The sequence below is a fragment of the Phyllobacterium sp. SYP-B3895 genome (assembly GCF_009647635.1).
Classification (GTDB): domain Bacteria; phylum Pseudomonadota; class Alphaproteobacteria; order Rhizobiales; family Rhizobiaceae; genus Phyllobacterium; species Phyllobacterium pellucidum.
The window spans coordinates 730367-756977 of the sequence record NZ_WJIG01000003.1; the positions used below are offsets into that span (position 1 = coordinate 730367).

The 26611-nt window shown below is 59.9% G+C and carries 21 protein-coding genes; 14 read left to right on the top strand and 7 right to left on the bottom strand.

Features of this window, described 5'->3' with window-relative positions:
• Positions 1 to 9 precede the first annotated feature (9 nt).
• On the bottom strand, positions 10 to 2307 hold the full coding sequence (locus GF108_RS16110; RefSeq protein ID WP_091921986.1) for an NADP-dependent malic enzyme: 2298 nt from the start codon (positions 2305 to 2307) through the stop codon (positions 10 to 12).
• Positions 2308 to 2535: 228 nt separating this feature from the next.
• Between GF108_RS16110 and GF108_RS16115 the strand changes: the two genes are divergently transcribed.
• From GF108_RS16115 to GF108_RS16125, 3 genes are all read left to right on the top strand, one after another.
• Positions 2536 to 3357 (top strand): UDP-2,3-diacylglucosamine diphosphatase, encoded by an 822-nt coding sequence (locus GF108_RS16115; protein WP_153668979.1) that lies wholly within the window; start codon positions 2536 to 2538, stop codon positions 3355 to 3357.
• Positions 3347 to 4444, top strand: coding sequence for a glycosyltransferase family 1 protein (locus GF108_RS16120; RefSeq protein WP_153668981.1), 1098 nt, complete (start codon positions 3347 to 3349; stop codon positions 4442 to 4444). Before GF108_RS16115 ends, GF108_RS16120 begins: the two co-directional genes overlap by 11 nt.
• 121 nt (positions 4445 to 4565) lie before the next feature.
• Positions 4566 to 5768, top strand: a complete 1203-nt coding sequence (locus tag GF108_RS16125; protein ID WP_172982651.1) for an MFS transporter — start codon at positions 4566 to 4568, stop codon at positions 5766 to 5768.
• Here the strand turns inward: GF108_RS16125 and dgcA are convergent.
• Positions 5765 to 6748 (bottom strand): N-acetyl-D-Glu racemase DgcA, encoded by a 984-nt coding sequence (gene dgcA, locus GF108_RS16130; RefSeq protein WP_153668986.1) that lies wholly within the window; start codon positions 6746 to 6748, stop codon positions 5765 to 5767. The genes GF108_RS16125 and dgcA overlap by 4 nt on opposite strands.
• Positions 6749 to 6814: 66 nt before the next feature.
• On the opposite strand from dgcA, the gene GF108_RS16135 reads away from it, so the two are divergent.
• The 5 genes from GF108_RS16135 to GF108_RS16155 all read left to right on the top strand — a co-directional run bounded on the left by GF108_RS16135 (position 6815) and on the right by GF108_RS16155 (position 10928).
• Complete coding sequence (locus tag GF108_RS16135; RefSeq protein ID WP_153668987.1) at positions 6815 to 7990, top strand: ABC transporter permease; 1176 nt, start codon at positions 6815 to 6817, stop codon at positions 7988 to 7990.
• A gap of 23 nt (positions 7991 to 8013) precedes the next feature.
• Positions 8014 to 8889, top strand: coding sequence for an ABC transporter ATP-binding protein (locus GF108_RS16140; RefSeq protein WP_153668989.1), 876 nt, complete (start codon positions 8014 to 8016; stop codon positions 8887 to 8889).
• A gap of 3 nt (positions 8890 to 8892) precedes the next feature.
• Positions 8893 to 9885: an MlaD family protein gene (locus GF108_RS16145; RefSeq protein WP_027231677.1), complete on the top strand. Its 993-nt coding sequence runs from the start codon at positions 8893 to 8895 to the stop codon at positions 9883 to 9885.
• 68 nt (positions 9886 to 9953) lie between these two features.
• On the top strand, positions 9954 to 10538 hold the full coding sequence (locus GF108_RS16150) for an ABC-type transport auxiliary lipoprotein family protein (RefSeq protein ID WP_027231676.1): 585 nt from the start codon (positions 9954 to 9956) through the stop codon (positions 10536 to 10538).
• Positions 10539 to 10595: 57 nt separating this feature from the next.
• Complete coding sequence (locus GF108_RS16155) at positions 10596 to 10928, top strand: hypothetical protein (RefSeq protein ID WP_153668991.1); 333 nt, start codon at positions 10596 to 10598, stop codon at positions 10926 to 10928.
• 49 nt (positions 10929 to 10977) lie between these two features.
• Here the strand turns inward: GF108_RS16155 and GF108_RS16160 are convergent, their stop codons facing one another.
• Positions 10978 to 16116 carry a kinesin gene (locus GF108_RS16160; protein ID WP_153668993.1) on the bottom strand — a complete coding sequence of 1713 codons (5139 nt, stop codon included), beginning with the start codon at positions 16114 to 16116 and terminating at the stop codon, positions 10978 to 10980.
• Positions 16117 to 16544: 428 nt separating this feature from the next.
• On the opposite strand from GF108_RS16160, the gene GF108_RS16165 reads away from it, so the two are divergent.
• From GF108_RS16165 to GF108_RS16180, 4 genes are all read left to right on the top strand, one after another.
• The gene (locus GF108_RS16165) at positions 16545 to 18899 is read left to right on the top strand and encodes a hypothetical protein (RefSeq protein ID WP_153668995.1); all 2355 of its coding nucleotides are present in this window, start codon (positions 16545 to 16547) and stop codon (positions 18897 to 18899) included.
• A 265-nt stretch (positions 18900 to 19164) separates the two neighbouring features.
• A complete protein-coding gene (locus GF108_RS16170; RefSeq protein WP_153668997.1) occupies positions 19165 to 19536 on the top strand; it encodes an Hpt domain-containing protein in 372 nt (123 codons plus the stop codon).
• A gap of 123 nt (positions 19537 to 19659) precedes the next feature.
• Positions 19660 to 19980 carry a 2Fe-2S iron-sulfur cluster-binding protein gene (locus GF108_RS16175; protein WP_113280609.1) on the top strand — a complete coding sequence of 107 codons (321 nt, stop codon included), beginning with the start codon at positions 19660 to 19662 and terminating at the stop codon, positions 19978 to 19980.
• 188 nt (positions 19981 to 20168) lie between these two features.
• Positions 20169 to 21197 (top strand): NAD(P)/FAD-dependent oxidoreductase, encoded by a 1029-nt coding sequence (locus GF108_RS16180; RefSeq protein WP_153668999.1) that lies wholly within the window; start codon positions 20169 to 20171, stop codon positions 21195 to 21197.
• Between the two features lie 6 nt (positions 21198 to 21203).
• Here the strand turns inward: GF108_RS16180 and GF108_RS16185 are convergent, their stop codons facing one another.
• Positions 21204 to 21821: a DUF922 domain-containing Zn-dependent protease gene (locus GF108_RS16185; protein ID WP_027231671.1), complete on the bottom strand. Its 618-nt coding sequence runs from the start codon at positions 21819 to 21821 to the stop codon at positions 21204 to 21206.
• Between the two features lie 122 nt (positions 21822 to 21943).
• Here GF108_RS16185 and folP point away from each other — a divergent pair, with 122 nt between their 5' ends.
• Positions 21944 to 22783 carry a dihydropteroate synthase gene (gene folP / locus GF108_RS16190; protein ID WP_153669001.1) on the top strand — a complete coding sequence of 280 codons (840 nt, stop codon included), beginning with the start codon at positions 21944 to 21946 and terminating at the stop codon, positions 22781 to 22783.
• A complete protein-coding gene (gene folK, locus GF108_RS16195) occupies positions 22780 to 23301 on the top strand; it encodes a 2-amino-4-hydroxy-6-hydroxymethyldihydropteridine diphosphokinase (protein WP_153669003.1) in 522 nt (173 codons plus the stop codon). Before folP ends, folK begins: the two co-directional genes overlap by 4 nt.
• Before the next feature lie 79 nt (positions 23302 to 23380).
• On the opposite strand, the gene GF108_RS16200 is transcribed toward folK, so the two are convergent.
• The 3 genes from GF108_RS16200 to GF108_RS16210 form a co-directional block, all read right to left on the bottom strand.
• Positions 23381 to 23917 (bottom strand): hypothetical protein, encoded by a 537-nt coding sequence (locus GF108_RS16200; protein ID WP_153669005.1) that lies wholly within the window; start codon positions 23915 to 23917, stop codon positions 23381 to 23383.
• Between the two features lie 132 nt (positions 23918 to 24049).
• The gene (locus GF108_RS16205) at positions 24050 to 25132 is read right to left on the bottom strand and encodes a YcjF family protein (RefSeq protein WP_153669007.1); all 1083 of its coding nucleotides are present in this window, start codon (positions 25130 to 25132) and stop codon (positions 24050 to 24052) included.
• Positions 25129 to 26592 carry a YcjX family protein gene (locus GF108_RS16210; RefSeq protein WP_153669009.1) on the bottom strand — a complete coding sequence of 488 codons (1464 nt, stop codon included), beginning with the start codon at positions 26590 to 26592 and terminating at the stop codon, positions 25129 to 25131. The genes GF108_RS16205 and GF108_RS16210 overlap by 4 nt, the downstream gene beginning before the upstream one ends.
• Positions 26593 to 26611: the final 19 nt, after the last annotated feature.

Below are 26611 nucleotides of genomic sequence, written 5' to 3' on the forward strand. Positions count from 1 at the left end.
TTCGCTGTCTCAATCAACGCGCTGTGATGCCTCCACCACGGCAAGCGCAGTCATGTTGACGATGCCGCGCGATGTCACGGAAGGCGTCAGGATATGGGCCGGCTTGGCAGCGCCAAGCAGGATTGGCCCGACATGGAGCGCGTCGGTAACGCTCTTGACCACATTGAGCGTGATATTCGCAGCATCGAGATTGGGGAAGACGAGGAGATTGGCCTCGCCGTTCAGCCGCGAATGCGGCAGCACCCGTTCGCGAAGCACCTGCGACAGCGCCGAATCGCCGTGCATTTCGCCGTCCTGCTCGAGATGCGGTGCCTTGGCACGCAGCAGTTCGGATGCATGGCGCATCTTTGCGGCGCTTTCGGAATCGCGCGATCCGAAATTCGAATGCGACAGCAAGGCCGCCTTCGGCTCGATGCCGAAGCGGCTGATTTCGCTCGCCGCGAGCACAGTCTTTTCGGCGATCTCCTCGGCGGTCGGATCGATGCTTACATAGGTGTCGGTGAGGAAGAGAACGCCGCGCTGCGAAATAAGCAGGCTGAGCGCCGAGAAATTGCGGATGCCTTCCAGCTTGCCGATGATCTGGTCGACATTGCGCAAATGCCGCTCGAAACGTCCTTCAAGCCCGCAGATCATGGCGTCGGCCTCGCCGCGCACGATGGCGAGCGCGGCAATGACGGTGCTGCTGGCGCGAACCATGGTACGCGCCACTTCCGGAGTGGTGCCGCGTCGCCCGGTGAGCTTGACCAGAAGATCGACGTAATCGCGGTAGCGCGGATCGTCCTCGGGGTTGATGATATCGAAGTCCTTGCCGACCTTGATCTTCAAACCGTAGCGCTTGAGGCGCGTCTCGATAACCTGCGGACGTCCGATCAGCGTCGGAAGCGCAATCCCTTCCTCGAGCACGACCTGCGCGGCGCGCAGGACGCGTTCGTCCTCGCCATCGGCATAGATCACGCGCTTCTTCTCGGCCGTTTTCGCCGTCGTGAAGATCGGCTTCATGATCAGCCCGGATCGGAAGACGAAGCGGTTCAAGCGGTCAAGATAGGCATCGAAGTCGTCGATCGGACGCTCGGCGACGCCGGTATCCATGGCTGCCTTGGCGACGGCCGGGGCGATGCGCAAGATGAGGCGGGGGTCGAAGGGCGAGGGAATGAGATAGTTCGGCCCGAAGGTCGGGGTCTCGCCTGAATAGGCGCGGGCAGCGACGTCGGATGGTTCTTCGCGGGCGAGCGCCGCGATGGCCTGGACAGCGGCCATCTTCATCTCTTCGTTGATCGCTCTCGCGCCGCAATCGAGCGCGCCGCGGAAGATATAGGGGAAGCAAAGGACGTTATTCACCTGGTTGGGGAAATCTGAGCGGCCGGTGCAGATCATAGCGTCGGCGCGCGCGGCACGAGCTTCCTCCGGCATGATCTCCGGTGTCGGATTGGCGAGCGCCATGATCAGCGGGTTCGGCGCCATTTGCTTGAGGAGTTCTGGCTTGAGCACGCCTGCAGCAGAAAGGCCGAGGAAGACGTCGGCCCCGCCAATAACGTCGGCAAGGACGCGCGCATCGGTTTTCTGCACATAGACCGATTTCCAGCGGTCCATCAGCGTATTGCGGCCCTCGTAAACAACGCCGTCAATGTCGCAGACCCAGATGTTGTTGCGGTCCGCACCAAGCTTGACGAGAAGATTGAGGCAGGCGAGGGCGGCAGCGCCGGCGCCCGAGGCAACGATCTTGATCTTGGAAAGGTCCTTGCCGGCAAGCTCCATGCCGTTGAGGATTGCAGCGGCGACGATGATGGCGGTGCCGTGCTGATCGTCATGGAAGACGGGGATGTTCATCTTGGCGCGCAGCTGTTCCTCGACCTCGAAACATTCCGGCGCCTTGATGTCTTCGAGATTGATGCCGCCGAAGGTCGGTTCGAGCGCTGAGACGACGTCGACAATGCGGGTGATTTCCTTGGCGTCGATCTCGATGTCGAAGACGTCGATATTGGCAAACTTCTTGAAGAGCACGGCCTTGCCTTCCATGACCGGCTTGGAGGCGAGGGGGCCGATATTGCCAAGGCCAAGCACCGCCGTTCCGTTGGAAACCACGGCTACGAGGTTGGCGCGGCTCGTATAGTCAGCGGCGGTCGCCGGGTCTTCGTGAATGGCAAGGCATGGGGCGGCAACACCGGGGGAATAGGCAAGCGCGAGGTCGCGCTGGTTGCCGAGTGTCTTTGTGGCCTGGATTTCCAGCTTACCCGGCTGAGGAAAGCGGTGGTAGAACAGCGCGCTTTCATCGAGGTCAGAGCTGCTGGGCGTTTTGTCGTTGGCCATGGAGCGGGTCCTTCCGGAAATTGGTGCGGCGCGTTCACAAATCATCAGTTCAGGCATTTCTAGCATGCTTGAATAACATCCAGACGCATAAATGAAGTCCATTTTGTTACAAGTGTTTATCATCCGAAAACATGCAGTTTTCCGCATCGTCATATGATTGTGACATGAATCGGGTTTGTGTCAGCGCAACCGGACGCCCTGCGTCAGCGCTGAACGGAGATCAGCATCATGGTCGAGAACGAGGCCCGCAAATTCCGCACTCTATTTCTTTCCGATGTCCATCTCGGTTCGAAAGGTGCGAAAGCCAGTTTTCTTCTGGATTTCCTCAAGTATCACGATGCCGATACGATCTATCTCGTCGGCGATATCGTCGACGGCTGGCGCCTGCGCCGCAGCTGGCACTGGCCGCAGGAGCACAATGATATCGTGCAGAAGCTCCTGCGCAAGAGCCGCAAGGGCGCGCGCATCCTCTACATCGCCGGCAACCATGACGAGTTCCTGCGCGATTTCCAGGGCACCCATTTCGGTGGCATCGAAGTCATCGACCGGACGATGCACGAGACCGCGGATGGACGAAAGTTCCTCGTCATTCACGGCGACCAGTTCGATGTAGTGGTGCGCAACGCTCGCCACATCGCCTATCTCGGCGACTGGGCCTATGACGCGGCCCTCGCGATCAACACCATCATGAACAAGGTGCGGCGCATGCTCGGCCTGCGCTACTGGTCGTTCTCGGCCTGGGCGAAATTCCGGGTCAAGAAGGCGGTCAATTTCATCGGCTCGTTCCAGACGGTCGTTTCCGATGAAGCGCGCCGCATCGGCGCTGACGGTGTCATTTGCGGGCACATTCACCACGCAACCATCGAGCAGATCGACGGTATCGAATATATCAATACCGGCGACTGGGTGGAAAGCTGCACGGCCATCGTCGAGCATTTTGACGGCCGCATGGAACTCCTGTCGTGGACGCACCTGATCGGTGAACAGGCTGGATTTGCACCGGTCATCCGCCTTGATGACAAGCGCCCGAAGGCGGCGAATGCGGCCTGAGCCAAGCGTGCAGCCCAAACGGCTCGTTATCGTTTCGGATGCCTGGCATCCCCAGGTCAATGGGGTCGTACGTACCCTGACGAAGCTGCGCGAGCAAATGGAGGCGCGCGGATTCGAGGTAACGATCATCTCGCCTGCCGACTACCGTTCGGCTCCGTGCCCGACCTACCCGGAAATCCGCCTGGCGCTGACGCTTCCGTATGCCGTGAAAGCGCGCATCGAGGCGCTGCAGCCGGCTTTCGTGCATATCGCGACGGAAGGTCCGCTCGGCATCATGGCACGGCGCGCCTGCCTCAGGAATAATTGGCGGTTCACGACCAGCTTCCACACGCGCTTTCCCGAATATCTGCGCGAGCGCATGCCGGTGCCGCTGGCCTGGACCTACGCCTTCCTGCGCCGCTTTCACAATGCCGCCGAAACCTGTCTGGTGCCGACGCAATCGATCAACGACGAACTTTCCGCGCGCGGTTTCAAAACGCTGAGGGTCTGGACCCGCGGCGTCGATCGCAAGCTCTTCCGCCCCCAGCCGGAGGTCGATCTCAAACTTAACCGGCCGATCTTCCTGTGCGTCGGGCGGGTCGCGCCGGAGAAGAACCTCGAGGCTTTCCTAGCGCTCGATCTGCCAGGAACGAAACTCGTCGTCGGTGACGGGCCGAGTTTGCCGGAGCTCAAACGCAAATATCCGGATGCGGTTTTTGCCGGCAAGAAGGAGGGGGAGGAACTGGCGCGCCACTATGCGGGTTCGGACGTGTTCGTCTTCCCGAGCCGCACTGACACTTTCGGACTCGTGCTGCTCGAAGCGATCGCCTGTGGCGTGCCCGTGGCCGGCTATCCGGTCCCAGGTCCGAAGGATGTGATTGGCGTCTCGGGCGCAGGCGTCCTTTCCGACGATCTGCACGAAGCCGCGCTTGGCGCGCTGGCGATGGGCAAGGTCGATCCCGATGCAAGGCTCAGGAGCTTCAGCTGGGAAGCTTGCGCCGATATCTTCGAAAGCGCGCTGACGGAGATCGTTCCTTCGCGCGAAGCAGTCGCCAGATGGATAGGCCGCAAGCGCGCGGTCCCGGCGCGGCAACCGTCGGACCTATAGAACTCCCACAATTATCGCGAGCATTTCTAGGCGGGTGCAGTATTTCGTGATAGGTGCGTGGCGCGGGCGGATCATGATTGCGATTCTCCCCAGCCGTCGTCGTTCTTCCGAAAGTCCTGCAATGATCACCGCCTCTGCGGATCCGGGTCTCGACAAGCCGCCTCGCTTCGAGCTGCGCGTGGCTCTCGCCTATTTCGCCATCTTCGCCTCGAGCGGCCTGCACCTGCCGTATTTTCCCTTGTGGCTCGAATACCGGGCGCTGACCCCGACCGAGATTTCGATCGTCCTTTCCATGCCGCTTTTCGTGCGCGTCATCGCCGCGCCGCTTGTTTCAATGCTCGCCGACCGGTCCAACGACCGGGCGCATATCCTGACGACGGCAACTGTCCTTGCGGTCATCGTCGCCGCCTTCTATTTCGTTCCCTTCGGCTTTACCGGCATATTGATCGTGTCGCTGATGCTGGCGCCGCCATGGACATCGCAAGTGCCGCTCGCCGACACGATTGCCCTCTCCGGCGTGCGCCGTTACGGAGCCGATTTTGCGAAAATGCGGGTTTGGGGATCGATTTCCTTCCTGCTTGCCTCCTTCGCCGGCGGAGTCTTTATCCAGTATTTCGGCGAGTGGATCATCCCTTCGGCCCTGCTGGCCACACTCATTGCCGCCTGCGCCATGAGCTTCGTCGTACCGCGCATCGGCAAGCCGCGCCGGCTCTCGCCGCTTTCCGATGTCGATATTGCCGATGCGGGCAGGGCACTGCGTCGTCCCGCCTTCGTCACCTTCTTGATCGCAACCGGCATCACGCAGGCGAGCCATGCCTATGGCTACAGTTTTTCGGCAATTTACTGGAAGTCGATCGGAATAGGCGAAACGGTGATCGGCGCATTATGGTCGATCTCGGTTGTTGCCGAAGTGATCATGTTCACGATGTTTCGACGGTTGTTCGGAAAGCTTCACCCTGCGCGGGTGCTGATGATCGGCTCGGCCTTTGCCATGTTTCGATGGGCCGCGTTTCCGCTCGTCGCCCCTTCGGGATTGGGTGTCGCGGGCTTCTTTCTCATCCAGAGCCTGCACGCCTTCTCATTCGCGCTCTCATTCCTTGGCATGCAGAAGATGATTGCGCTGACCATCCCCGAGGAACGCGGTGGCACCGCCCAGGGGCTTTCGACATTCTTCATCGGAACCTCGCTGGCCATCGCCACGATGGTTTCGGGGCCGCTCTACGCCAGGACGGAAATTTACGGCTTCTATGTGATGGTTGCGCTTGCCGCCTGCGGCCTTGTGCTTGCGGGCGTGTCGCTACGGCTGGAACAGAGGCAAAATTAGCCCCAGAGATCGCGGCTCGGCGGGAAAACCCGGCTGCCCTCGAATACCAGGCCCGGCGCTCGATCCTCCTTGAGAATCAATGGACCGTCCAGATCGACAAAATCCGCGTCCTGGGCGACCAGCATCGCCGGAGCCATCGCCAGCGAGGTTCCGACCATGCAGCCGACCATGACGCCAAATCCAAGCGCGCGGGCGGTCCTTTGCATGTGCAGCGCTTCCGTGAGGCCGCCGGTCTTGTCGAGCTTGATGTTGATGCTGTCATAGCGGCCGATCAGGTCCGGAAGATCGTCGGTGCCGTGCGCGCTTTCATCGGCGCAGATCGGAACAGGGTGCGGTATCCTGGAAAGGATCGCATCCTTTCCAGCGGGCAGCGGTTGCTCGATCAGCACGGCGCCAGCCTTCGCCGCCGCCAGCATATTTTCGATGATATTTGCATCGGTCCAGCCCTCGTTGGCGTCGAGGATAATGCGGCTTGCCGGCGCTGCCGCCGCAACCGCCGCAATGCGCGCCGCATCGTTATCGCCGCCGACTTTGACCTTGATCACGGGCCTGTCGGCGAAATTCCTGGCCGAGGCTGCCATCGCCTCGGCCTCGCCGAACGACACCGTAACCGCCGTGGTCAATTCGCGGAGAGGAGCGAGACCGGCGAGGGCCACAACGGAGGTTCCGCTGCGCTTGGCTTCGAGGTCCCACAATGCGCAATCGACCGCGTTGCGGGCGGCGCCGGCCTTGAGCAGGGCCGGCAGGTCATCGCGTGTCGCGCCGTTTGTCAGTGCGCCGCGCAGGGCCTCGATCTCGGCGCACACCGATTCGAGCCTCTCGCCATAGCGCGCATAGGGCACGCATTCGCCTCGTCCAACGAATGGGCCATCGGTCAATGTGCAGATGACTACGGCTGCCTCGGTCTTCGATCCACGCGAGATCGTGAAGGTTCCGGCAATGGGCCAGCGTTCAACCGAAATCGAAATTTCCAGCGCCATTGTTTGGGCCCTATCCGAAACTATTGTTCAAGTGACATCGGTCGAGAGACTCGATATGTGTGTGTGATGTTGACCGATAGAGCAAACAATTCAAGTGCTTCTACCGCCGCGCCGCCTCACGTCGAATTCCAGAAGGAAGGCGACGGCGCGACTGTTGCGCTATCGGGTGCGTGGACAACCCGCAATGTCAGGCGTGTCGACGAGCGCATGCGCGAAATCGAGCGCGATACCAGCATTTCCAAGCTTGTGATCGACCTTTCCGGCATTGAGCTCCTCGATACGGCAGGAACGTGGCTGATCGAGCGCCTGCGTACGACGCTGCAGGAGGCCGGCAAGGACGTCAAGATCGAGGGTCAATCGGAAAGCTGGGGCGCGCTCTTTGATGCTGTCGGCGAAGTTGCGACCACGCCTGATGATTCGCCGCCGCCCGAACATGTATCTCTCCCGGTGCGTTTCTTTGCCGCAATCGGACGCAACGTCTATGCGTTTGGCGACGACTTCGTCAAATCGATGCACATACTCGGCGCTACCGTTCGCGGCGCGCAGATGAAGGGCAGTCGCCGGGGCAGCATCCGCCCGGCGGCGATCGTGCACCAGATCGACAGCATGGGCATCGGGGCCATTCCGGTGGTCGTGCTGATGTCGACGATCATCGGGGCGATCATCGCGCAGCAGGGCGCATTCCAGCTCCGCTATTTCGGCGCGGAGATTTTCGTCGTCGATCTCGTCGGCATCCTGGTTTTGCGCGAGATCGGCGTGCTTTTGACCGCGATCATGATCGCCGGGCGCTCCGGCAGCGCGATCACCGCCGAAATCGGTTCGATGAAAATGCGCGAGGAAACCGATGCGCTGACGGTTATCGGCCTCAATCCGGTCGGCGTGCTGGTATTTCCCCGCTTGGTCGCGCTGGTCATTTCGCTGCCGCTTTTGACCATCATCGCTGATTTTGCCGCGCTTGCCGGCGCCATGACCATTACCTGGGCCTATTCCGGTATTCCGCCAGATGCCTTTATTCAGCGTCTGCGCGATGCCATTGATATTTCGAGCTATCTTGCGGGCTTGATCAAGGCGCCGTTCATGGCCATGATCATCGGCGTCATGGCCTCGGTCGAGGGCATGAAGGTCGGTGGCAGCGCCGAGTCGCTCGGCCAGCGCGTGACCGCATCTGTTGTTAAATCCATTTTCGTCGTGATCGTGGTCGATGGCATTTTTGCCGTATTCTACGCATCGATCAATTTTTAAAGCCGGAGATTTAAGAAGACCCAATGACGCCGACAGCGCAGCAGGAAAACGGCAATACCGAAGAACGAGACATCATCCTGTCGGTCAAGGATGTGAGCGTTTCCTTTGGTCGGTCCAAAGTGCTCGATAATCTTTCGCTCGATGTCTATCGTGGCGAAATTCTTGGCTTCGTCGGCGCGTCCGGCACGGGCAAGTCCGTGCTCATGCGCACGATCCTGGGGCTCAACCAGAAGCAATCCGGCACGATCAGCATTTTCGGTCATGACATCGACAGGGCGAATGATCAGGAGAAACTCAGCGTCGACATGCGCATGGGCGTCCTGTTCCAGCATGGTGCGTTGTTCTCGTCCTTGACTGTGCTTGAAAACATCCAGGTGCCCATGCGCGAATATCTCGATATACCCGAAAGGCTGATGGACGAACTCGCGCGGCTCAAGATCGAACTCGTCGGGTTGAAGCCCGATACAGCCGAAAAATTTCCCTCCGAACTCTCCGGCGGCATGATCAAGCGCGCGGCGCTGGCTCGGGCGCTGTCGCTCGACCCCGAGATCGTCTTCCTCGACGAACCGACGTCCGGCCTTGATCCCATCGGCGCTGCCGATTTCGACGAACTCATCGCCAACCTGCGCGATACGATGGGTCTCACCGTCTACATGGTGACCCACGATCTCGACAGCCTGTTCGCGGTGTGTGACCGAATCGCTGTATTGGGAAAGAAGAAGGTTCTTGTCGAAGGAACCATCGAAGACATGTTGGCGTTTGACGATCCGTGGGTTCAGGAATATTTCCGCGGCAAGCGTGCGCGCCAGATCGTCAATGACGGCAAGACAAAGCGCAGATCAGAAGGCGTCCGTGCGGCGGCGGTATCTGAGCAAGGGCAAAAGGGTCAGGTAAGCTAACGCATGGAAACGAAAGCCAACTATGTTCTGGTCGGTGTTTTCACGCTTGTGATCTGCGCCCTTGCGTTCGCGTTCGTATACTGGATTGCGCGCTATGGCGATCGCAGCGAGACAGCCACCCTCGAAATCCGTATTCTCGGCTCGGTTACCGGTCTTTCCGAAGGCAGCCAAGTGCTGTTCAACGGCATCAAGGTCGGCACGGTCAAGAAGCTCTCGATCGACGACAATAATCCCGACGCCGTTATTGCGCAGACGGAAGTCAATGCGACAACGCCGATAACACGGTCCACGCAGGCGACACTCGGCTTTGCCGGCTTGACTGGCCAGGCGTTCATCGAACTCAAGGGCGGCAAGCTCAACGAGCCGAACCTCCTCGAGGAAGCGGCCAAGGACGAGCAGATTGCGCGCATGGACGCCGACCCCTCCGTGGTCAACAACCTTCTGCAAAAGGCGCAAACCATTCTCGAGCGCGTGGACGGTGCAGTCAGTTCTATCGAAAGCTTCATCACCGAGGTCAAGGGACCGCTGGTCGACACGGTCAACAACACCAAGAAATTCACCGATGCGCTCGCCAAGAATTCCGAGGTCATCGACAAGTTCAGCCAGAGCGCCGAGGATGTGCAGGCGGTCGTCAAGGAAGCGCGCGAGATGATGGCAAAGCTCAACACTGCTTCGACGCGCGTCGATGGTGTGCTAGCCAAGCTCGACACGCAATTATCCGATCAGGACGGCAGCGTGGTCCGCGAGGCGCGTGAGACGATGAAGTCATATCGCGCGGTTGCCGATAATTTGAATGCCCGGCTCGGACCGATCACCGACAACATCAACCGCTTTTCGGGTCAGGGCCTGCGTGACGTTCAGTCGCTCGTCAATGAAAGCCGCCAGTCGGTGCAGCGCATCGAGCGGGCGATCACCGATCTTGAGAAAAATCCGCAGCGGGTCATTTTCGGCGGCAGCGGTAGCGTTCCTGAGTATGACGGACGCACACGCCGTTGACTTTGGTCGATTCGCAAAGCATGAAGGTTAATAGATATTTACAGTTCGTTTTGCTTCGTTGGGGGGCATTGGTGAGTTTCAGGACCGTTCCCGCGTTACTTATTGCCTTGTCCGTTTCTGGCTGCGCCAGCAGCAAGAAACTAGACACGTTCGATCTCTCCAGCCCGTCGCCTGCCGTATCGGCCTCGCGCAAGCAAGGCAGGCAGATTCTGATCGCTGCGCCATCGGCGCTGAAAGCGCTTGATGGCGAGAATGTCGTCGTGCGCTCAGGCCCGCATTCGATTTCCTATTTGAAGGGCGCGCAATGGGCAGACAGGCTGCCAAGCATCGTCCAGTCGCGCTTTGTCCAGGCTTTTGAAAGCACGCACCGTCTAGGCGGTGTCGGGCGTCCGGGCGACGGCCTTGCGATCGACTATCAGGTGCTCAGCGAAGTGCGCACCTTCGATATCGATGTCGAGCGCGGCAACAATGCAGTGGTCGAAATCGCCATCAGAATCCTGAATGACAAGAATGGCACTGTGCGCGCATCACGGGTTTTCCGATCGTCCTCGCCCGTCAGCGGACCGGGCAACGATGCCTACATTTCTGCCCTCGACCGCGCCTTTGATAATGTGACGTCCGATGTTGTCTCATGGACGCTGTCGGTCATTTAATTTTTCGAACTTACGAATGCATTTGAGCCCAGCAGTTGTTTTTAAGTTGGATTGCCGATGTATCGCCAGCAATCGTTTTTACAAATTGTCAGCCATCTATCCTTAACGCAGATGGTATTCCTGGCGGTGGCAGGATCGACGGCAATAACCTGCTCGTTCTTTGCGGGACGTGCTGCCGGCAATACTGAAATGCAGGCCGAAAGCCGCGAACTGATTGCCGGTTTTGAACGGAAGGTTGCCGACCTGCAGCACAGTCTCGATAGTGAGCGGGAGCGGGTGGGGCGGTTCTCCGATGCGAACCGCAGGCTCTCGGGCGACGCCGATGCCTTGCGCGAAAAGCTTGGTTCAGTAGTGCAGAAATTGCACAATAAAGATCGGACGATCCAATAAAAAACGCGGCCCGGAGGCCGCGTTTTTTTACTTGCACATTATTGCCACCTTAGCGCAGGCGGTTACTCGCATGCGCCAGCATCGTATAGACCTTGCCGGTATCGGACGTCAGGTAATTCTGCGTCGTGACATTGTCGCGGTCGTTGCGGCTGACATCTTCGAGCAGGCGCTCGAAATCATCCATGTAACGATCAACGGCACGGCGGAACTCGCTGTCGGCCTGATACTTGCGCTTGATTTCGTCAAAGGTCTGCTGGCCCTTCAGCGTGTAGAGGCGGCGGGTAAAGACGTTGCGCTCGCCAGCACGGTAACGCTGCCAGAGTTCCACGGACGCTTCGTGGTCGATGGCGCGGGTAATGTCGATGGACAACGAGTTCAGCGATTCCACAACCTGGCCGGGGGAACGCGTTTCCGTTGCCTTGGCCTTTGGCTCGGACGGGCCTTCATCGCTCGAAGCGCGGCGAAGGAGATCCGAAACCCAGCCATTGCCGGCAGGGCGGGGCGCAGCAGCGCGCGCGTCGAGGCTGCCGCGCAGAGGCGGTGCGGCAGGAGCAGGTGCCGCCGGCTGGGCCGCCGGTGCCGGAGGCGTACGCTGCGGCTGCGGGGCGACGGTTGCCGTTGTCCTGCCAGCGGTGGCCGTGCGTGCGGCGCGGCCTTCACCAACATCGGTCAGGCGACCCGACTTCTGAACGATTTCAGAGAGTTCCTTGAGCGCGTTGATCTGCTCGGAAACGGCCTTGCGCATCTGGGCGGTCGATTGCTTGGCCTCTTCCGGCATATCCATGACGCCGCGCTGCAGTTCGGAACGGGTCTCTTCGAGTTCCGCGCGGATTGCCGCGGAGGAACGGCGGATTTCGTCCGTTGCGGTGGCAAACTTCTGCGAGGCCTGTTCCACCACTTCGGAAATCGAATTGCGGATTTGCTCGGTCGTCTGCGAGGCGCGGCCTTCGGCCCGGTCGAAGGCCGAGGAGACGAGCGTTTCGAACGAACGCATGGTCTTCTCGATGCTTTCCGACTTGGAGATGAGGCCGGCGGCAAGCTTCTGCAATGCGTCCTGGCGCTCGTCGAAGGTCGAGGCGAGGTTTGACTGCGACGCATTGATCAGGTCGGAAGCCGAGTTCAGCATCTTGCCATGTTCGTCAAAGCGCTTGGCGATCGAGGCGATGTCGGTGAGCGTCGACTCCGAGAGGTTCGACAGCTTGCCGAGATTGCCGTCGATAAGGCGTGTCGAGGTCTGGAAGGACTCGGCCGCCTTGGTCGCGTTTTCGGCAAAGGCCGTGGTCGTGTCGAGCAAGCGGCCATCGATATCGCCCAGGTTCTTGGTAGCCATGTCGATGAGTTCGCCAAGCTTCGCGTTGGAAGCCGAGAGACGGTCGATGAGGTTGCTGACGTCGTCGGTAAGTCCGGCCTTCGCGGCCTGTACCGCCGTGATCGTTTCGGCCGTGCGGCTGGCGATCGCATTGATAAGCGCGGCATTCTCGACGCGCAGGCGTTCCGTTGCCGCAGTTGTCGCTTCGACAAGCTGCGAGGCAAGGGTGCGGCCATTGTCGGCAAGGCTGTCGACGAGCGGCTGAGCCGTATTGTCGAGGATGCCGAGGATCTCCTGCGAACGGGCGGCGAGAACCTCGTTAAGTTCGCGGGTGCTTTCGGCGAGCTTCGATGCGGTCGAATCCGTGGCTGCCGAGAAGCGGGCTTCCAGAGCTTCGAGATTGGCCGCAGCTTCGCGGGCCCGCTCACCCAGACGACGCTCGGTTTCGGCAAGGCTCTCGTTCATGCGCTGGCTGAAGGCTTCGCCATGGCCGTCGAGAGCCTCTCCTGCCTTCTGGGCCTCGCCGGTGAGCGATGCAGCGGCGTCGGTGATCTTGTCACGCAGCGTGCGTGCCACGACCGAGGCACTCTGTTCGAGCGACTTGCGCACGTTCTCGACACCCATGGAAAGCGCGTTCTCCATGGTGTTGGTGCGCTCGTCGATGGTCCCGCCGTGCGTTTCGAAGGCCTTGGCGAGAACGTCCGCGCTGTCCTGCAAGACAGCCTGCAGCGCAACCGTCCGGTCGCTGATCGTGCTTGCCTTGTCGTCCAGCGTCTGGCCGAGCAGCGAATTGCCCTGTTCCATGGCTGCACGGATCGAGGCAATGCGGTCATCGAGCATGCCTGCATGGGCATTCAAGGTATCGCCAATGCGCGAGTCGCTGTCAGCGAGAAGCGCGCGGATCGCCGCCGCCCGCTCTTCAAGCGCGCTGACATGCGAGGCAAGCGTTTCGTCGATCTGGCCGTTGCTGCCGTCGAGCACGGAACGGATATCGGCCGTACGTGCCTCGAGGGCGCCGATATGCGAGGAGAGCGTGTTGCCGATTGCGTTGTTGCTGTTGTCCAGCACCGAGCGGATATCGGAGGTACGCGCCTCGAGAGCGCCGATATGCGAGGCAAGCGTATCGCCGATCGCATTGTTGCTGTTGTCGAGGAGCGAGCGAATATCCGATGCGCGTTCTTCGAGTGAGGCGATATGCGATGAGAGGGTGTTGCCGATGGCATTGTTGCTGCCGTCGAGCACCGAACGGATACGGACGGTGCGCTCTTCGATATCGCTGGCATGATTGGCAAGCGTATCGCCGATGCGCGAATGCGTGCTGTCCAGCGCGGCCTGAATGTCCGCGGCGCGGGCATCAAGGGACGAAGCGTGGGAGGCAAGCGTGCGGTTGATGCGCTCGTCGCTATGGCTCAGAGCCTGCTCGATACCCGACGTGCGATCCTCGATTGCGCTCGCATGGGTATTAAGCACATCGCTGATCCGCGCATCGCTGTTGACGAGGGCAGATTCGATGCGATTGGTGCGATCGTCGACGGAGTCGATGAAGCCGCCGAGCGTATCGTCGATGCGTGCGCCGCTATTGAGCAGGGTGGTCTGGATCTCGGCATTGCGCGCATCGATCGCCTGGGTATGCGCTGCCAGCGTGTCGCCGAGCTTGATATCGCTGCTCGAAAGGGCGATCTGGATTTCGCGGTTGCGCTCGTCGAGGCTCTTGGCGTGATGGTCGAGGGTCTGCGCGATCTTCGAATGCGTGTCGACGAAGGCAGCGCGCATGCCGGATGTGCGATCGTCGATGATCTTGGCATGGGCGTCGAGTGTCTGGCCGATACGGGAGTCGTTGGCGTTGATCGCGGCCTCGATGGTTGAACTGCGCAGGTCGATGGTGCGTGCGTGTTCTTCGAGGGTCTCCCGGATCTTGGCATCCGTATCCGAGAACGCGGCGTGCATGCCGGATGTGCGGTCCTCGATCGCCTTGGCGTGCTGTTCGAGCGTGGCGCCGATACGGGCATCATTGTCATCCAGGGCTGCGCGCAGGCCGGAGGTGCGTTCTTCGAGGGAGCCAGCGTGACTGTCGATGATTTGTCCGATGGCGGCAGTGCTCGTTTCAAGAATCGAACGCAGATTGGACGTGTGGTCGCCGATCTGGCCCGCCTGTTCGCGGATGATCGAAGCTGCGCGTTCGGTTTCGCCCGAAAGCGTGGCAGCGAGCGCTTCGCGATTTTCCGCGAGGCGGTCCGCAAAGGCATTTGCATTGGTCGAGAGCAGGCTGCCGACCGATTCCGAAAGGCTCGACAGGTCGTTGCCGATCTTCGCCTTGGTTTCGTCGACGATGCCGTCGATGGAGGCGCGCCCATCCGTGAAGGTCTTGGCGATGTCGCGCGTGCGCTCGATCAATTGTTCGTTGATCTGACGGGCACGAGCCTCCAGAGCCGAATTCAGGCGTTCGGTGCTCGTATCGAGCGACTGGGCGCGGGTTTCGAACTCAGCCAGCAGCGAGCGGCCGCGTTCGTTGATGGTCGCGTCGAGGCCGGCAAGGCGATTGTCGAATTCGCCGACCAGCGTCTGAGTGGCATCGCCGAGCAGCGACAACATGCTGCTGGTCCGGCCATCAAGGGTGTCGGCGAGCTTGAGGCTTACCGCGTCGGTCTGCTCCGAAAGGGCAGCGATCCGCATTTCCAGAAGATTCGCAAAGGCTTCGCCCGATGTGCTGATCTTGTGCGAGATATCGTCGGAGCGCGAAACGATGGACTCCGTGATCGCCTGGCCGCTCTGGGTAAGCCGATCTATAAGGCCTTCGCCGGAGTGGCTGATCGACATTGTAAGGTTTGTCGAAGCGTTGGCGATGTTGTCGCGCAGCGCATCGCCAGCCAGCGACAACTCTTCCTTGAGCTGTTCGTGCGCGCTCGAAATCGAGGCACGTACGCGCTCGGCATGGCCGATGACGGATTCGCGTTCGCCGCCGAGACGGTCGACGAGGGTGCGGATCCGATATTCATTGTCCGTATAGACGCGTTCGAGTTGGTTGACTTCGGTCTGGACCAGCGTCTCGAGTTCGACGGCGCGCGCCAGTGTGCGCTCGACGCCTTCGCTCATCGCGGCAACTTCGCGGCGTACGGCCTGACCGAGCGACGCGACGCGATCGGATGAGAGCATTTCCGGCTCTGACAGGCGCATGGCGGCTTCTGCCATCGAGCGCGCGGCATACTGCATTTCCTGCGCTCGGCGCACCATGAGGGCAAAGGCCCAGAACAGCATGATGGGCACGAAGATCGTGACGGCAAGGCCGATTGCATATGGAGCAGCGGCAAAGTCGGACAATGAGCGGATCGAGCGCAGCCCTGGGAAGAACGCATTGCCGACGGCAAGCACGCCTGCAGCCCATAATACGCTGACGATTGCGGTTGGCAGCGCATAAGAGCGCGGCATCTGTGCGGCGGGCGTCGAGGCGCGGGCAGCTGTTGCCTTTTGCAACAGGTCGTCATTTGCCGGCTTGAAAGTCTGCGACGGCACGGCAGGCGCCTTGGGCGGGGCCGGCGGCGCTGCGGGAATGGGGTTGGCGGCCTTGATCTGCGGCTTTGGTGCAGGAAGCGGTGCAACATTTGCGGCAGGGGCAACGGGAGCAGGGGCCGGTTTGGTTTCAGCCACCAGCACAGGTTCGGCTTCCGGCGTCAAATTGTGCTTTTCAGCCGCCAATTCCTGAGCCGCCTGCGAAATCTGGGCTTCGAGGTCACTCAAGGACAAAAGATCATCGTCGATCGGCGACAGATCCATATCCATGCCGAGCGTCGATTCGTCGAAATCGATTTCTAGCGCCTTTTCAAGAGCTTGGCCGAGTTCGTCTTCGGTCTTGGCTGCTTTGCTTCTAGGGGCTGTGGCCATGTTTACCTCACAATATTGGGCGGTTGACCACATGCGAAGCCCTCCGCGCCATACTCATTACGCCGCTACTTTATCGTACTGACACATGGAATGGAAAGAAACAACGGATTCGGCAAATGCTTAAAAGTTTAAACACAAGGTTAACGGGAGGCGGCATCGCTGAAATTTATGGTGCCGGGTGCTAGCGGCGGAGCCAGTCCGGTTCCCTACGCCCCGCATTTGTTTTTTGATAGATACGAGAAGACGCAACAGGGGGATGATTTGTCGGTACAAGCGGTCCTCGCCTAATTAAAAACCGGCGCGTCCTGTTCTGGCATGAAAATTGCTGACCTAGGGGTACACGGAAAAAAGTCTGCCGGATGCTTTATCGGCAAACAACGTGTTTTGGGTCATTTTAAACGTAACCGCCGCATATTGGGTGAAACTGGATGATTTATAGAACAAAGCATATTGCACAAAAAACATGCATAGCTGGTATGATGATGATATTTTTATCGGCGTGCAATCAAAGTGATACGGAAGAAGCTGTTTCAGCGGCGCAAACGGTCGAACCCGCAGCGGTGGCTTCGACATTCGATACAACGAGCGATTTGAAAGAAACTGCCCCTGAAAATCCCGAGGTGGCGGCGGGGCCTGTAGAAGGGATTGTGACCGTCGTTCCGGGAACGGAACCACACGATCCGCAATTGGGTGGCGGCGAGGCGATTCCTCTCACCGGGCCCACCGACACACAAATCGTAACGCCCGCTGCGGAAGAAAAAGTGGTGCGATTTACTGAAATCGCCCCCGACACCATTGGCGGCGCAACATTCAAAGCTTCGCCCGCCCTTGACTACGACCTGGGCAACCTCGTGGCATCGAGCTCTTGGTTTAGTGACACGACCAGCGACGATGAGGTTTTCATCACCCCGATCAAGGGCCAGGTACGCTATCCGATGCCACTGAATTCAGCGGCGACGGCAGAACGCTTTCCGATCATCGTGTTTCAGCACGGGAATCATTGGCACGAGGATCCAAGCTATCAAGGTTATGATTATATAGCTCAGGATCTGGCAGCGCATGGCTATGTCGTGGTTTCCATTAACGCCAACTGGATCAATTCCGGCAGTGCGATTGATGGAGACACCTCCAGCCAGTCGCGGGCGCAACTCATACTGGGCACATTGGATAGGCTGCGCCAGATCGATGCATCCGGCCAAATTGACGAATATGACGAGCCGGGCGCACTTGATCCATTGAAAAACAAACTGGATTTCAATCGTATCGGCCTCATGGGCCATTCACGCGGCGGACTAGGCGTTACCTATGCGATCAAATTCAACCCGACCCGCCTCGGGCTTAGCAGGGACGATCTACGCGCTTCGTTGATTGCCCATCCTAATCTCTTCAAGGTGGATTATCCTGCCCTGGTCAAAGCGGTCAACCCCGCAACCGGCGCTACGCCTGGAGAAATCATCAAGACTATGCCCACCGTTAAAGCAAGGTCCGCCCCCGATCCTACTCCAACAGTCGATATCAAACCCGCCATTGCCGCCGTCCCAGCCAAGATTGATGAGAAAAAATTCGAAGCAGCCATCGAGAAATATAATATATTCTTTGCCGCCGGGCGCGAGACGGAAAAGCCCTACGACTTCAAGGCTGCCTTCATGCTGGCCCCGACCTATCGCCATGGAACTTACGGTATCAACAATGTGCCACTTGCCGTCCTGTTGCCCGGTTGTGATGGAGATGTGGACCGTCTCGACGGGTCGATTGCCTACGATCACAATCGCTTCGGACCCGCTAACGATATAGCGCCGCGCTATCAGATCATGGTCAAGGGCGCCAACCATAATTACTACAATACAAACTGGTTAGAGGACGATTTCGGTCACTATCCGACAAGATATTGCGCCCCAACCAGGCGGGACGGCATCCGTTTGAGCCAGGACGATCAGCGTCGCAGCGGCAATTTCCTCATCAGTTCGTTCATGCGCTACCATGTCGGCGGCGAGCAGAAGTTTGCCGCTTACTGGAATGCGGCGGCGCGCCTCCCGAATGCAGCCTGCCCCTCCACCGACGGTCCATGCGATGAATGGGTTGCTCTGAGCGTGCAGAAAGGCGCCGACAAGCGCAAGCTCATTCAGCGCTTCGAGCGCAGTGACAGTATGGAGCGCAACGAACTAGGCGGCAGCTTCAGCTTGAGCGGTTTTGATGCGACTGCCTTCTGCACAATGGGGAACTGGGAAGTAGCGGTCTGTGAACCAAGCCGACTGCTCGATTTTCAATACGCTGTCCTCCCACAGGGACTCCTTTCGCTTGCCGATCATCTCGAGCTTGTCTGGACAAAGCCCGATGCTTCGATTGCCACGGATCTGAAGGGTCTTTCCGCCAAGTCGTATGATACGCTGACATTCCGCATTGCAGTCTTGCGACCTGTAGGACAGGAGGTCAATGTGACGCTGACCGACAATAGCGGCAAGACAGCTACCATTGCCGCTAGCACCTTTAACGATGCCCTCTATAATGCCCCGCGCAAAATGGAAAAGGGATTGCCGATGACGGACGATCCTCGCGATACGCCGTTCGCGGATCCTCGCGATGAGCCGTTCGAGGATGAACACATCAAATCGCTGCTCAACATGGTGGCGATTCCGCTCAAAGCGTTCGGCGGCATTGATGTGACGGGGCTGAAGGAACTAAAACTCAGCTTCCCCAAGGAAAGCGGCATGGTGGCGGTCACCGATATCGAGTTGCAAAACTTCAGCCGGGAAGCACCGCTGTCACTATCTGCCCGGAAATAGCGCATTACGAAGTCCCGCATCCCGCTTCGGGCATAGCCTGAGGCGGGATGCACATTCTCAATATATATTTACAAAGAACACTGGGCGCCGACATCCGCATCAAGCCGAAAAACTAAGGCGGCCCAAATTTCAGCCGAACATCAAAATTTACCGAACGTTCACCATAATCCTCAAAACGCCGGGCGATTGCCAAGTTTTAACCTTGAATCAGCGCAATTTGATGAAACTTGTTCGTTCATTCGTAAACGTGTTCTGGAGAGTAGCAATGGCACAACAGGCGGCATCGATGGCATTCGCATTGCCGGGCGGAGAGCACTCGCTCCCTTCGCGCAAACGACCGATCGACCTCGTTCACCTGACCCGCGAGACTTTCGGCGACCGCACGCTGGAGACCGAAATTCTCGGCCTCTTCTCCCGCCAGACCAGCAGCATTGTCGACCGGCTCGCCCACGCGACACCTGACGAGCGTGCGCGGCTTGCAAAGTCGCTCAAGGGCTCGGCCCGCATCATTGGCGCTTTCGGCGTCGCCGAGATGGCTGAAGCCATCGAATATGCGCCGGCCGACCTGAGCAAGCTCAAGGAATTGCGGCCCATCATCGACGATGTGCGCGACTATATCGCTGCCATTACCCGTTGAGGCCTAGCCTCCGACATAAACGTTGCCCGGTGCCGCGCATGCTCGGGCTGCGTCAGGGAGTGCAATTGACTTCCCGCCCCAAATGCCTATGTCAGCGATAAAATTTCCTGCTTGGGGCATGCTATGGCGAAAATCACGTTTGTCACTTTTGATGGCGCACGGTTCGAAACGGACGCAGAAAACGGCTCGACCGTGATGGAGAATGCGATCCGTAATGCGGTGCCGGGCATCGATGCGGAATGCGGTGGCGCCTGTGCCTGCGCCACGTGCCATGTCTACGTCGATGAAGAGTGGACGGCCGTTGCGGGCGAGCCGGAAGCCATGGAAGAAGACATGCTCGACTTCGCTTATGATGTGCGCCCCAATTCGCGCCTGTCCTGCCAGATCCGCGTATCCGATGATCTCGACGGTCTCGTGGTGCATGTTCCCGAGCGGCAGGCCTGATATTTTCTCATCGATGGATTAAAATCGCTGCTCGGCGCGCCATTTTGCGGGTGGGTCAGGATGCATTCACTTGACCTTGGTGAATGCAGTCGCTACGCGCTGTGCAGCCCGTGCGTCCCGTATGCACCAGCCAAGATCCCAATTTCGTCTGCACGGCATACAGAACCTTCTGGCATGAGGAATTTTCGATGAGCGAAGTTATCAAAACCGATATTGTCATCATTGGCGCCGGCCCCGTCGGTCTGTTCGCGGTGTTCGAGCTAGGCCTTTATGACCTGAAATGCCACCTCATCGACATTCTCGATCGTCCGGGCGGCCAGTGCGCCGAGCTCTATCCGGAAAAGCCGATCTATGACATCCCGGCTTGGCCTATCATCAGCGGCCATGATCTCACCGAAAAGCTCTTGGAGCAGATCAAGCCCTTCTCGCCGCAATTCCATTTCAACCGGATGGTTACGAAGCTGGAGCGTCAGGCCGACGGCGGTTTTCATGTCGAAACCGACGAGGGTGAGGTCTTCGAGGCAAAGGTGGTCGTGATCGCGGCCGGTGGTGGATCGTTCCAGCCCAAGCGCCCGCCAGTTCCCGGCATCGAAGCCTATGAAGGCAAGAGCGTGTTCTATTCGGTGCGCCGGATGGAGGAGTTCCGCGATCAAGATATCCTCATCGTCGGCGGCGGCGATTCCGCGCTCGACTGGGCGCTCAACCTGCAGCCGATCGCGCGCAGCCTGACCGTCGTGCATCGCCGCGCCGAGTTTCGCGCAGCGCCCGACAGCGTCAAGAAGATGTTTGAACTGGTCGAAAGCGGCAGCGTCCGCTTCGAGCTTGGGCAGGTATCAGGCCTCAAGGGCGAGGACGGGCAACTCAGCCATGCGACGATCAAGGGCAGCGAAGGCGAAATCGACATTCCGGTCACGCGCATGCTGCCATTCTTCGGACTGACGATGAAGCTCGGACCGATTGCCGATTGGGGGCTTAATCTGCATGAGAATCTCATTCCGGTGAATGTCGAGAACTTCGAAACGTCTGAACCTGGCATCTTCGCCATTGGCGATATCAACTGGTATCCGGGCAAGCTGAAACTCATCCTTTCCGGCTTCCACGAAGCCGCCCTGATGACACAGGCGGCAAAGCACATCGTCAGCCCGGGCGAGCGGATCGTCTTCCAGTACACGACGTCGTCGACAAGTCTGCAGAAGAAGCTCGGCGTCGCCAACTAGGCCCGGTTACGGCGTCTTGCCAAACTCGCGGATCAGGCGGTAGCTCAATAGCCGCCCAAAGCGGTCCTCGAAATTGAGCGCCTCGACCTTGTCGAACTGCACCTGGGCAAGGTCGTGCTGCTTCATAAGTTTCGCGGTCAGCGTGCTGATATCGTTCTTCAATGTCGCGCAGTCGCTGCGCCAGGGCAGCGCTTCGATCTGGCGTTCCATATTGCCTGCCGCGGTGCGGGCAATGGAGATGTGGCTTTCCTCGTGCCGCTTGATATCGGCCGACAGTGTGTCCCAGATCATCGCAAGATCGGCGGGCGCGGTGCGTCGCTGCGCCCAGCGGGGCAGGTAGACATGCGCGTGGACGATGATTGTCGCATCGACCACACGACAGGTCTTGCCATTGGAGCCGTACTTGATGCGGCTTTCGAAGCGCATCTTGGTCATGCCCGGATGGCGCTGCCCGGTTTTCTGCAGGACCGGCCCGCGGCGATATAGCTCGCGGTCGAGATCCGCTGCCGTCTTGCCGTTCAGGTTGAAATACTCATAGCTGCGCAGGACGGTCGCTGCGTTGGCAGGCTGTGCTGCAAGGACGATCGCTGTGGCAAACGCTGCAGCTTTAGCAAAAATACGCATGATCTGTTCCTGTGTTCCGGCCAAGTCTGCCCGATCCAGACCCTATCGTCAAAAACATTGCGGATGAATTGACGCCGTGCGCGTTCTGTTCAAAAACAGGGGAATGTGAAGGGAGTAAGGCGATGGATTGGAATTGGAAGCTCGGGCATGGCCGCACGCTAACGCTTGGGAACCGCGCCCTGATCATGGGCGTCCTCAACGTTACGCCGGATTCCTTTTCCGATGGCGGCCAGCACTATTCCCTGGACCAGGCGCTTGCCGGAGCCGGGCAGATGATTGCCGAAGGCGCCGATATCATCGATGTCGGCGGCGAATCGACCCGTCCGGGCGCAACGCGGGTAGAACCGCATGTGGAGCAGTCGCGGGTTCTGCCGGTCATCGAGGCCCTTGTGAAGGAGAGCGACGTCATCATCTCCGTCGATACCTATCGCGAAGAGACGGCGCGGCTTGCCGTTCGCGCCGGCGCCCATATCGTCAACGACGTCTGGGGCGTCCAGCGCGAGCCTGCCATCGCCGACCTTGCCGCCGAGACAGGCGCGGGTCTCGTCATCATGCATACAGGGCGCGAGCGCGAGCGCGATCCGGACGTCATTGTCGACCAGTTCGCGTTTCTCAATCGCTCGCTCGAAATCGCCAAGCTTGCCGGCGTTGCCCGCGAGCAGATCGTCCTCGATCCGGGTTTCGGCTTTGCCAAGGACACCGCGGAAAACATCGCGCTTATGGACCGGTTCGCCGAACTTGCGGCATTCGGCTATCCGTTCCTTGCCGGAACGTCGCGCAAGCGCTTCCTCGGCGCAACGTCCGGCGGCGAGGCGGAACAGCGCGACGTCGCGACGGCCGCATCCTCGGCTATGCTTCGTCTCGCCGGCGCCGATATTTTCCGCGTGCACAATGTTGCAATGAACCGTAGCGCCCTTGCGCTCGCCGATGCGATGCTTGCTGTGCGGCGGGAACGCCGATGAAGCAACCCCTTCAAAGGGCCTGGCTTGGCCTCGGCGGCAATATCGGGGACCCTGTGGCTGCCATGGCGCAGGCGCTGCGTGCACTTGATGGACGCAAGGATACGGATGTCGTCGCCGTTTCGCCGGTTTATAAAACCCCGCCCTGGGGCAAGACCGACCAGGCCTCGTTTCATAATGCCTGCGCCGAGGTTTTGACCGCGCTGGAGCCCGAGGCGCTGCTTGCGACCTGCCTCGACATCGAGAAAGAGATGAAGCGCGAACGCATTGAGCGCTGGGGACCGCGCATTATCGATATCGACGTGCTTGCCTATGCCGGATTCGAGACTTTCGCGAGCCCGACCCTGGTCCTGCCGCATCCGCGCATGACCGAGCGGGCCTTCGTGCTCGTCCCGCTCGCCGATATCGCGCCGGATTTGGTGGTTGACGGCAAGCCTGTGTCGCATTGGCTAGCCCGTTGCGACAAGGCCGGGGTGGAGAAAGCGCTGGGCGATTCAGGCTGGTGGCGCGAAGGGGCTTGAGGCACCACCATTGATCCCGGGCCAAACGCGAGGTGATGGAGAAGGGAAGGTACTGCGTACGCGAAAGAGCGCTGAAGGCTCAGTTCTTTGCGATACTTCCGACAGCCACCGAATCGACGCGCTTCAAGGAAACCCCGACAACCGGAATAAGCTGGTCTTCAAGGCGAACGGATATCGTCACGTTCATCGTGTTGTCGCTGGTGAATTTTGCCTGCATCGCGCCGGTGAGCTGCTTTCGGCTGATCGAAAGAACGACGCGGTCGCCGGCGACGTTGCCGCCGGTGATATCGAGGCCCTTGCCGGCGGAGCCGTCGAGGAAAGTCCCCTTGTAGCTATTGCCGGAGCGGATGACCGTCGCCTTCATCGGCTGGTTGAAGATGCCGACGCGGCAGCTGCCGTCGAGCGTCATGCCCGGCTTTTCTGCTGGCGTTGACCCGTCAAGGGTGCAGGTGAATTTCGTGCCCTTGTATTTACCGGCGACGATCTCGCCCGGTCCGGTCCATTGACCCTCGACCGTGCGGAAGAACTCGGCATCGTTGTCCCTTGCTTGCGCCGGCGGCGCGAGAAGCGCGCAGGCGAACAGGGACAGGGCAGCGGCTGTTGCGCTTCTCTTCATCGGCGGGACTCAACACAAATCATTGGAATAGGTACGTGGGGCGATCATGGTCCGGAATGGTTAACGGAAAGTTGCCGTCCACAGAAAACGTGTCGCGACGAAGATTGCAACCAATAATTGGCGAACGCGGCACTATTCCTTTTTCGTTCCGCCGATACGGGCCAAATCTCCGATGAAATCGCCGATATTCGGGCGCCGTTCGGCATTGAAGGGAAATGGCCGCACCAGATCCATTGCCGAAATGCCGATGCGCGCCGTCATCAGGCCATTGATCACACCTTCGCCGAGGCGTGCGGAAAGTTTTGCGGCAAGCCCATGGCCGACCAATTGCTGGATGATCGAGTCGCCCATGGCAACGGTACCAGTGACGGCAAGATGCGCGATCACATTGCGGGTCAGCCGCAGAAAGCCGAGCGTGCCGGGCCTGCCGCCATAAAGTTCCGACAGGCGCCGGATCAACCGGGCGGATTCGAAGATGACATAGCCGATATCGACCAATGCGCGCGGACTGACCGCGGTGACGATGGAGACGCGCTTGGCGGCAGCAAGGATCATGTCACGCGCCTGCCGGTCGAGGGGGCGCAGCAACTCGGTCTCGCTAAGGCGGATCAGGTCGCGCCCATCAATGACCTCGTCGCGCAGATCGTGGAGAAGCGCGCGGCCCTTGGCCGTGGGCGGCAATGTCTCGGCGATGGCGACGAGCTTGCCGACGACGGCCTTTGCTGCGCGGCTGTCATTGCCCTCGGCGGCTTTCGCTGCCTCTTCGCGCAAATGCTGCACGGACGCCAGCCGGCGCAGGGCGAGACCCTCCCGCAGTACGATTGCCACAAGCGCAAAGGCAGCAAGGAAGGCAACGGCAAGCGCCAGCCATCCGAGCCAGGGCGCCCGTTCGAACAAGGTGCGGATAAGATTGTCGGCCCATAAACCCAGAGCAAGCGATACCAGGATGCCGAGTGCGCCGGTGAAGAGCGATGCGAAAGAAAAGCGCGACTTGCGGGCAAGGGCGGGCGGTGGCGTCAGCGCGTCGAGCTCATTGGCAACGGCGTCATCGGCGTCGAAGACATCGACGGCGGCCGGCGTAATCACCGCAACATCCTTGATCGCTGTCGGGCGACGCACCTGTGATTTCGGCGCACTGGCAGCATGCCGTGTTTCCGGCGCAGCTGCTGGGTCGAGGCGAAAGGCTGCGGGCTTGCGCGAGTTCTGGTCCGTCATGCGAGGCGATCTCCAATGAGGAACTGTAGGGCGCGATCGAGCCGGATATGCGGCAGCGACAGTGTTATACCCTCTGCTGTGCGTTCAAGCTTGGGCGGCCGGAAGCGAACGAAGCGAATGGCCGGATCGTCGGAAGGGCGGTCCGGAGCTTCAAAGATTGAATCCGGTTTTGCCGGCAAGTCACCGGGAAATATGGCAGTTTCAGTCTTGCCGTCGAATGTCTCGCCATTGATCGTCTCGCCCTTCAAGGGCGTACCAACGATCACGGGCAATACCTCCCTGCCTTGCGTCACGGTTGCCTCGCGCGTCGTGCGAACGGCGGCCATGGCGAGCACATCGACGCTTGCACCCGAAAAATCGGCCCGGCTCACCGCGCGGTCGACGAGCCGGCGCACGATGGCCTGAAGCCGGTCATGGCTTTCGTGGTGGAGATGGTCGGCCTTGGTTGCGGCAACGAGGATGCGGCTGATGCGCCGCTGCACCAGCCCCGTCAGGAAGTTTGTGCTGCCGGGGCGAAAGCATGAGAGAATCTCCGTTAACGCCCTTTCGAGATCCGCCACCGCGGCCGCACCGGCATTCATGGCCTGCAGGGCATCGACGAGAACGATCTGGCGGTCGAGACGGGCGATATGTTCGCGGAAGAACGGCTTGACGACATGGGTCTTGTAGGCCTCGTAGCGCCGCTCCATCATGGCGGCGAGGGTCCCGGGTCGATGCTTGCCGTCGGAAAGGCCGGGAAGCGGCGCGAAGGTAAGTGCGGGCGAACCGTCGAGATCGCCCGGCATCAGGAAACGGCCGGGCGGCAGCGTCGAAAGTGCCCGTTCGTCCGCCTTGCCGGCCTTCAGATAGGCGGTGAAGCTTTTCGCCAGCTGCTGCGCCATCATTTCGTCGGCCGGGCCATCGGCCTCGGCGCCCGCTGCCTCCTCGAGCCAGTCGGTTGCGACATCGCGGTGGCTGGCGAGTTGAGCCAGTTCAAATGAATCCCTCGAAAACTCGCTGTAGGATTTGCCGAGAAGCGGCAGGTCGAGCAGCCACTCGCCCGGGTAGTCGACGATATCGACGGAGAGCTTGCCGCCCGAAAACATGCGATTCCACATCGATGCGGACTCATATTCGATCGTCAAACGGAGTTCAGAAATGGCTCGCGTCGATTCCGGCCAGATGCGGTCGTCGATCAGCGCCTTCAAGTGTTCTTCATATTGGAAGCGCGGCACGGCATCGTCCGGTTGCTCCTCGAGATAGGCGCGGGCGATGCGTCCGGATTTCTGCGCTTCAAACAGCGGCAACCGGCCGCCATGGATAAGATTGTGGACGAGGGCGGTGATGAAGACTGTCTTGCCGGCGCGCGAAAGGCCGGTTACGCCGAGGCGCAGCGACGGCGAAACGAGCGCACTGGTCCGGTCGGCCAATGTATCAAGCGCAATTTTGGCTTCGTCGGTAAATGTCGTCAGTGTACCCAATTCTATCGTCCCATGGCGC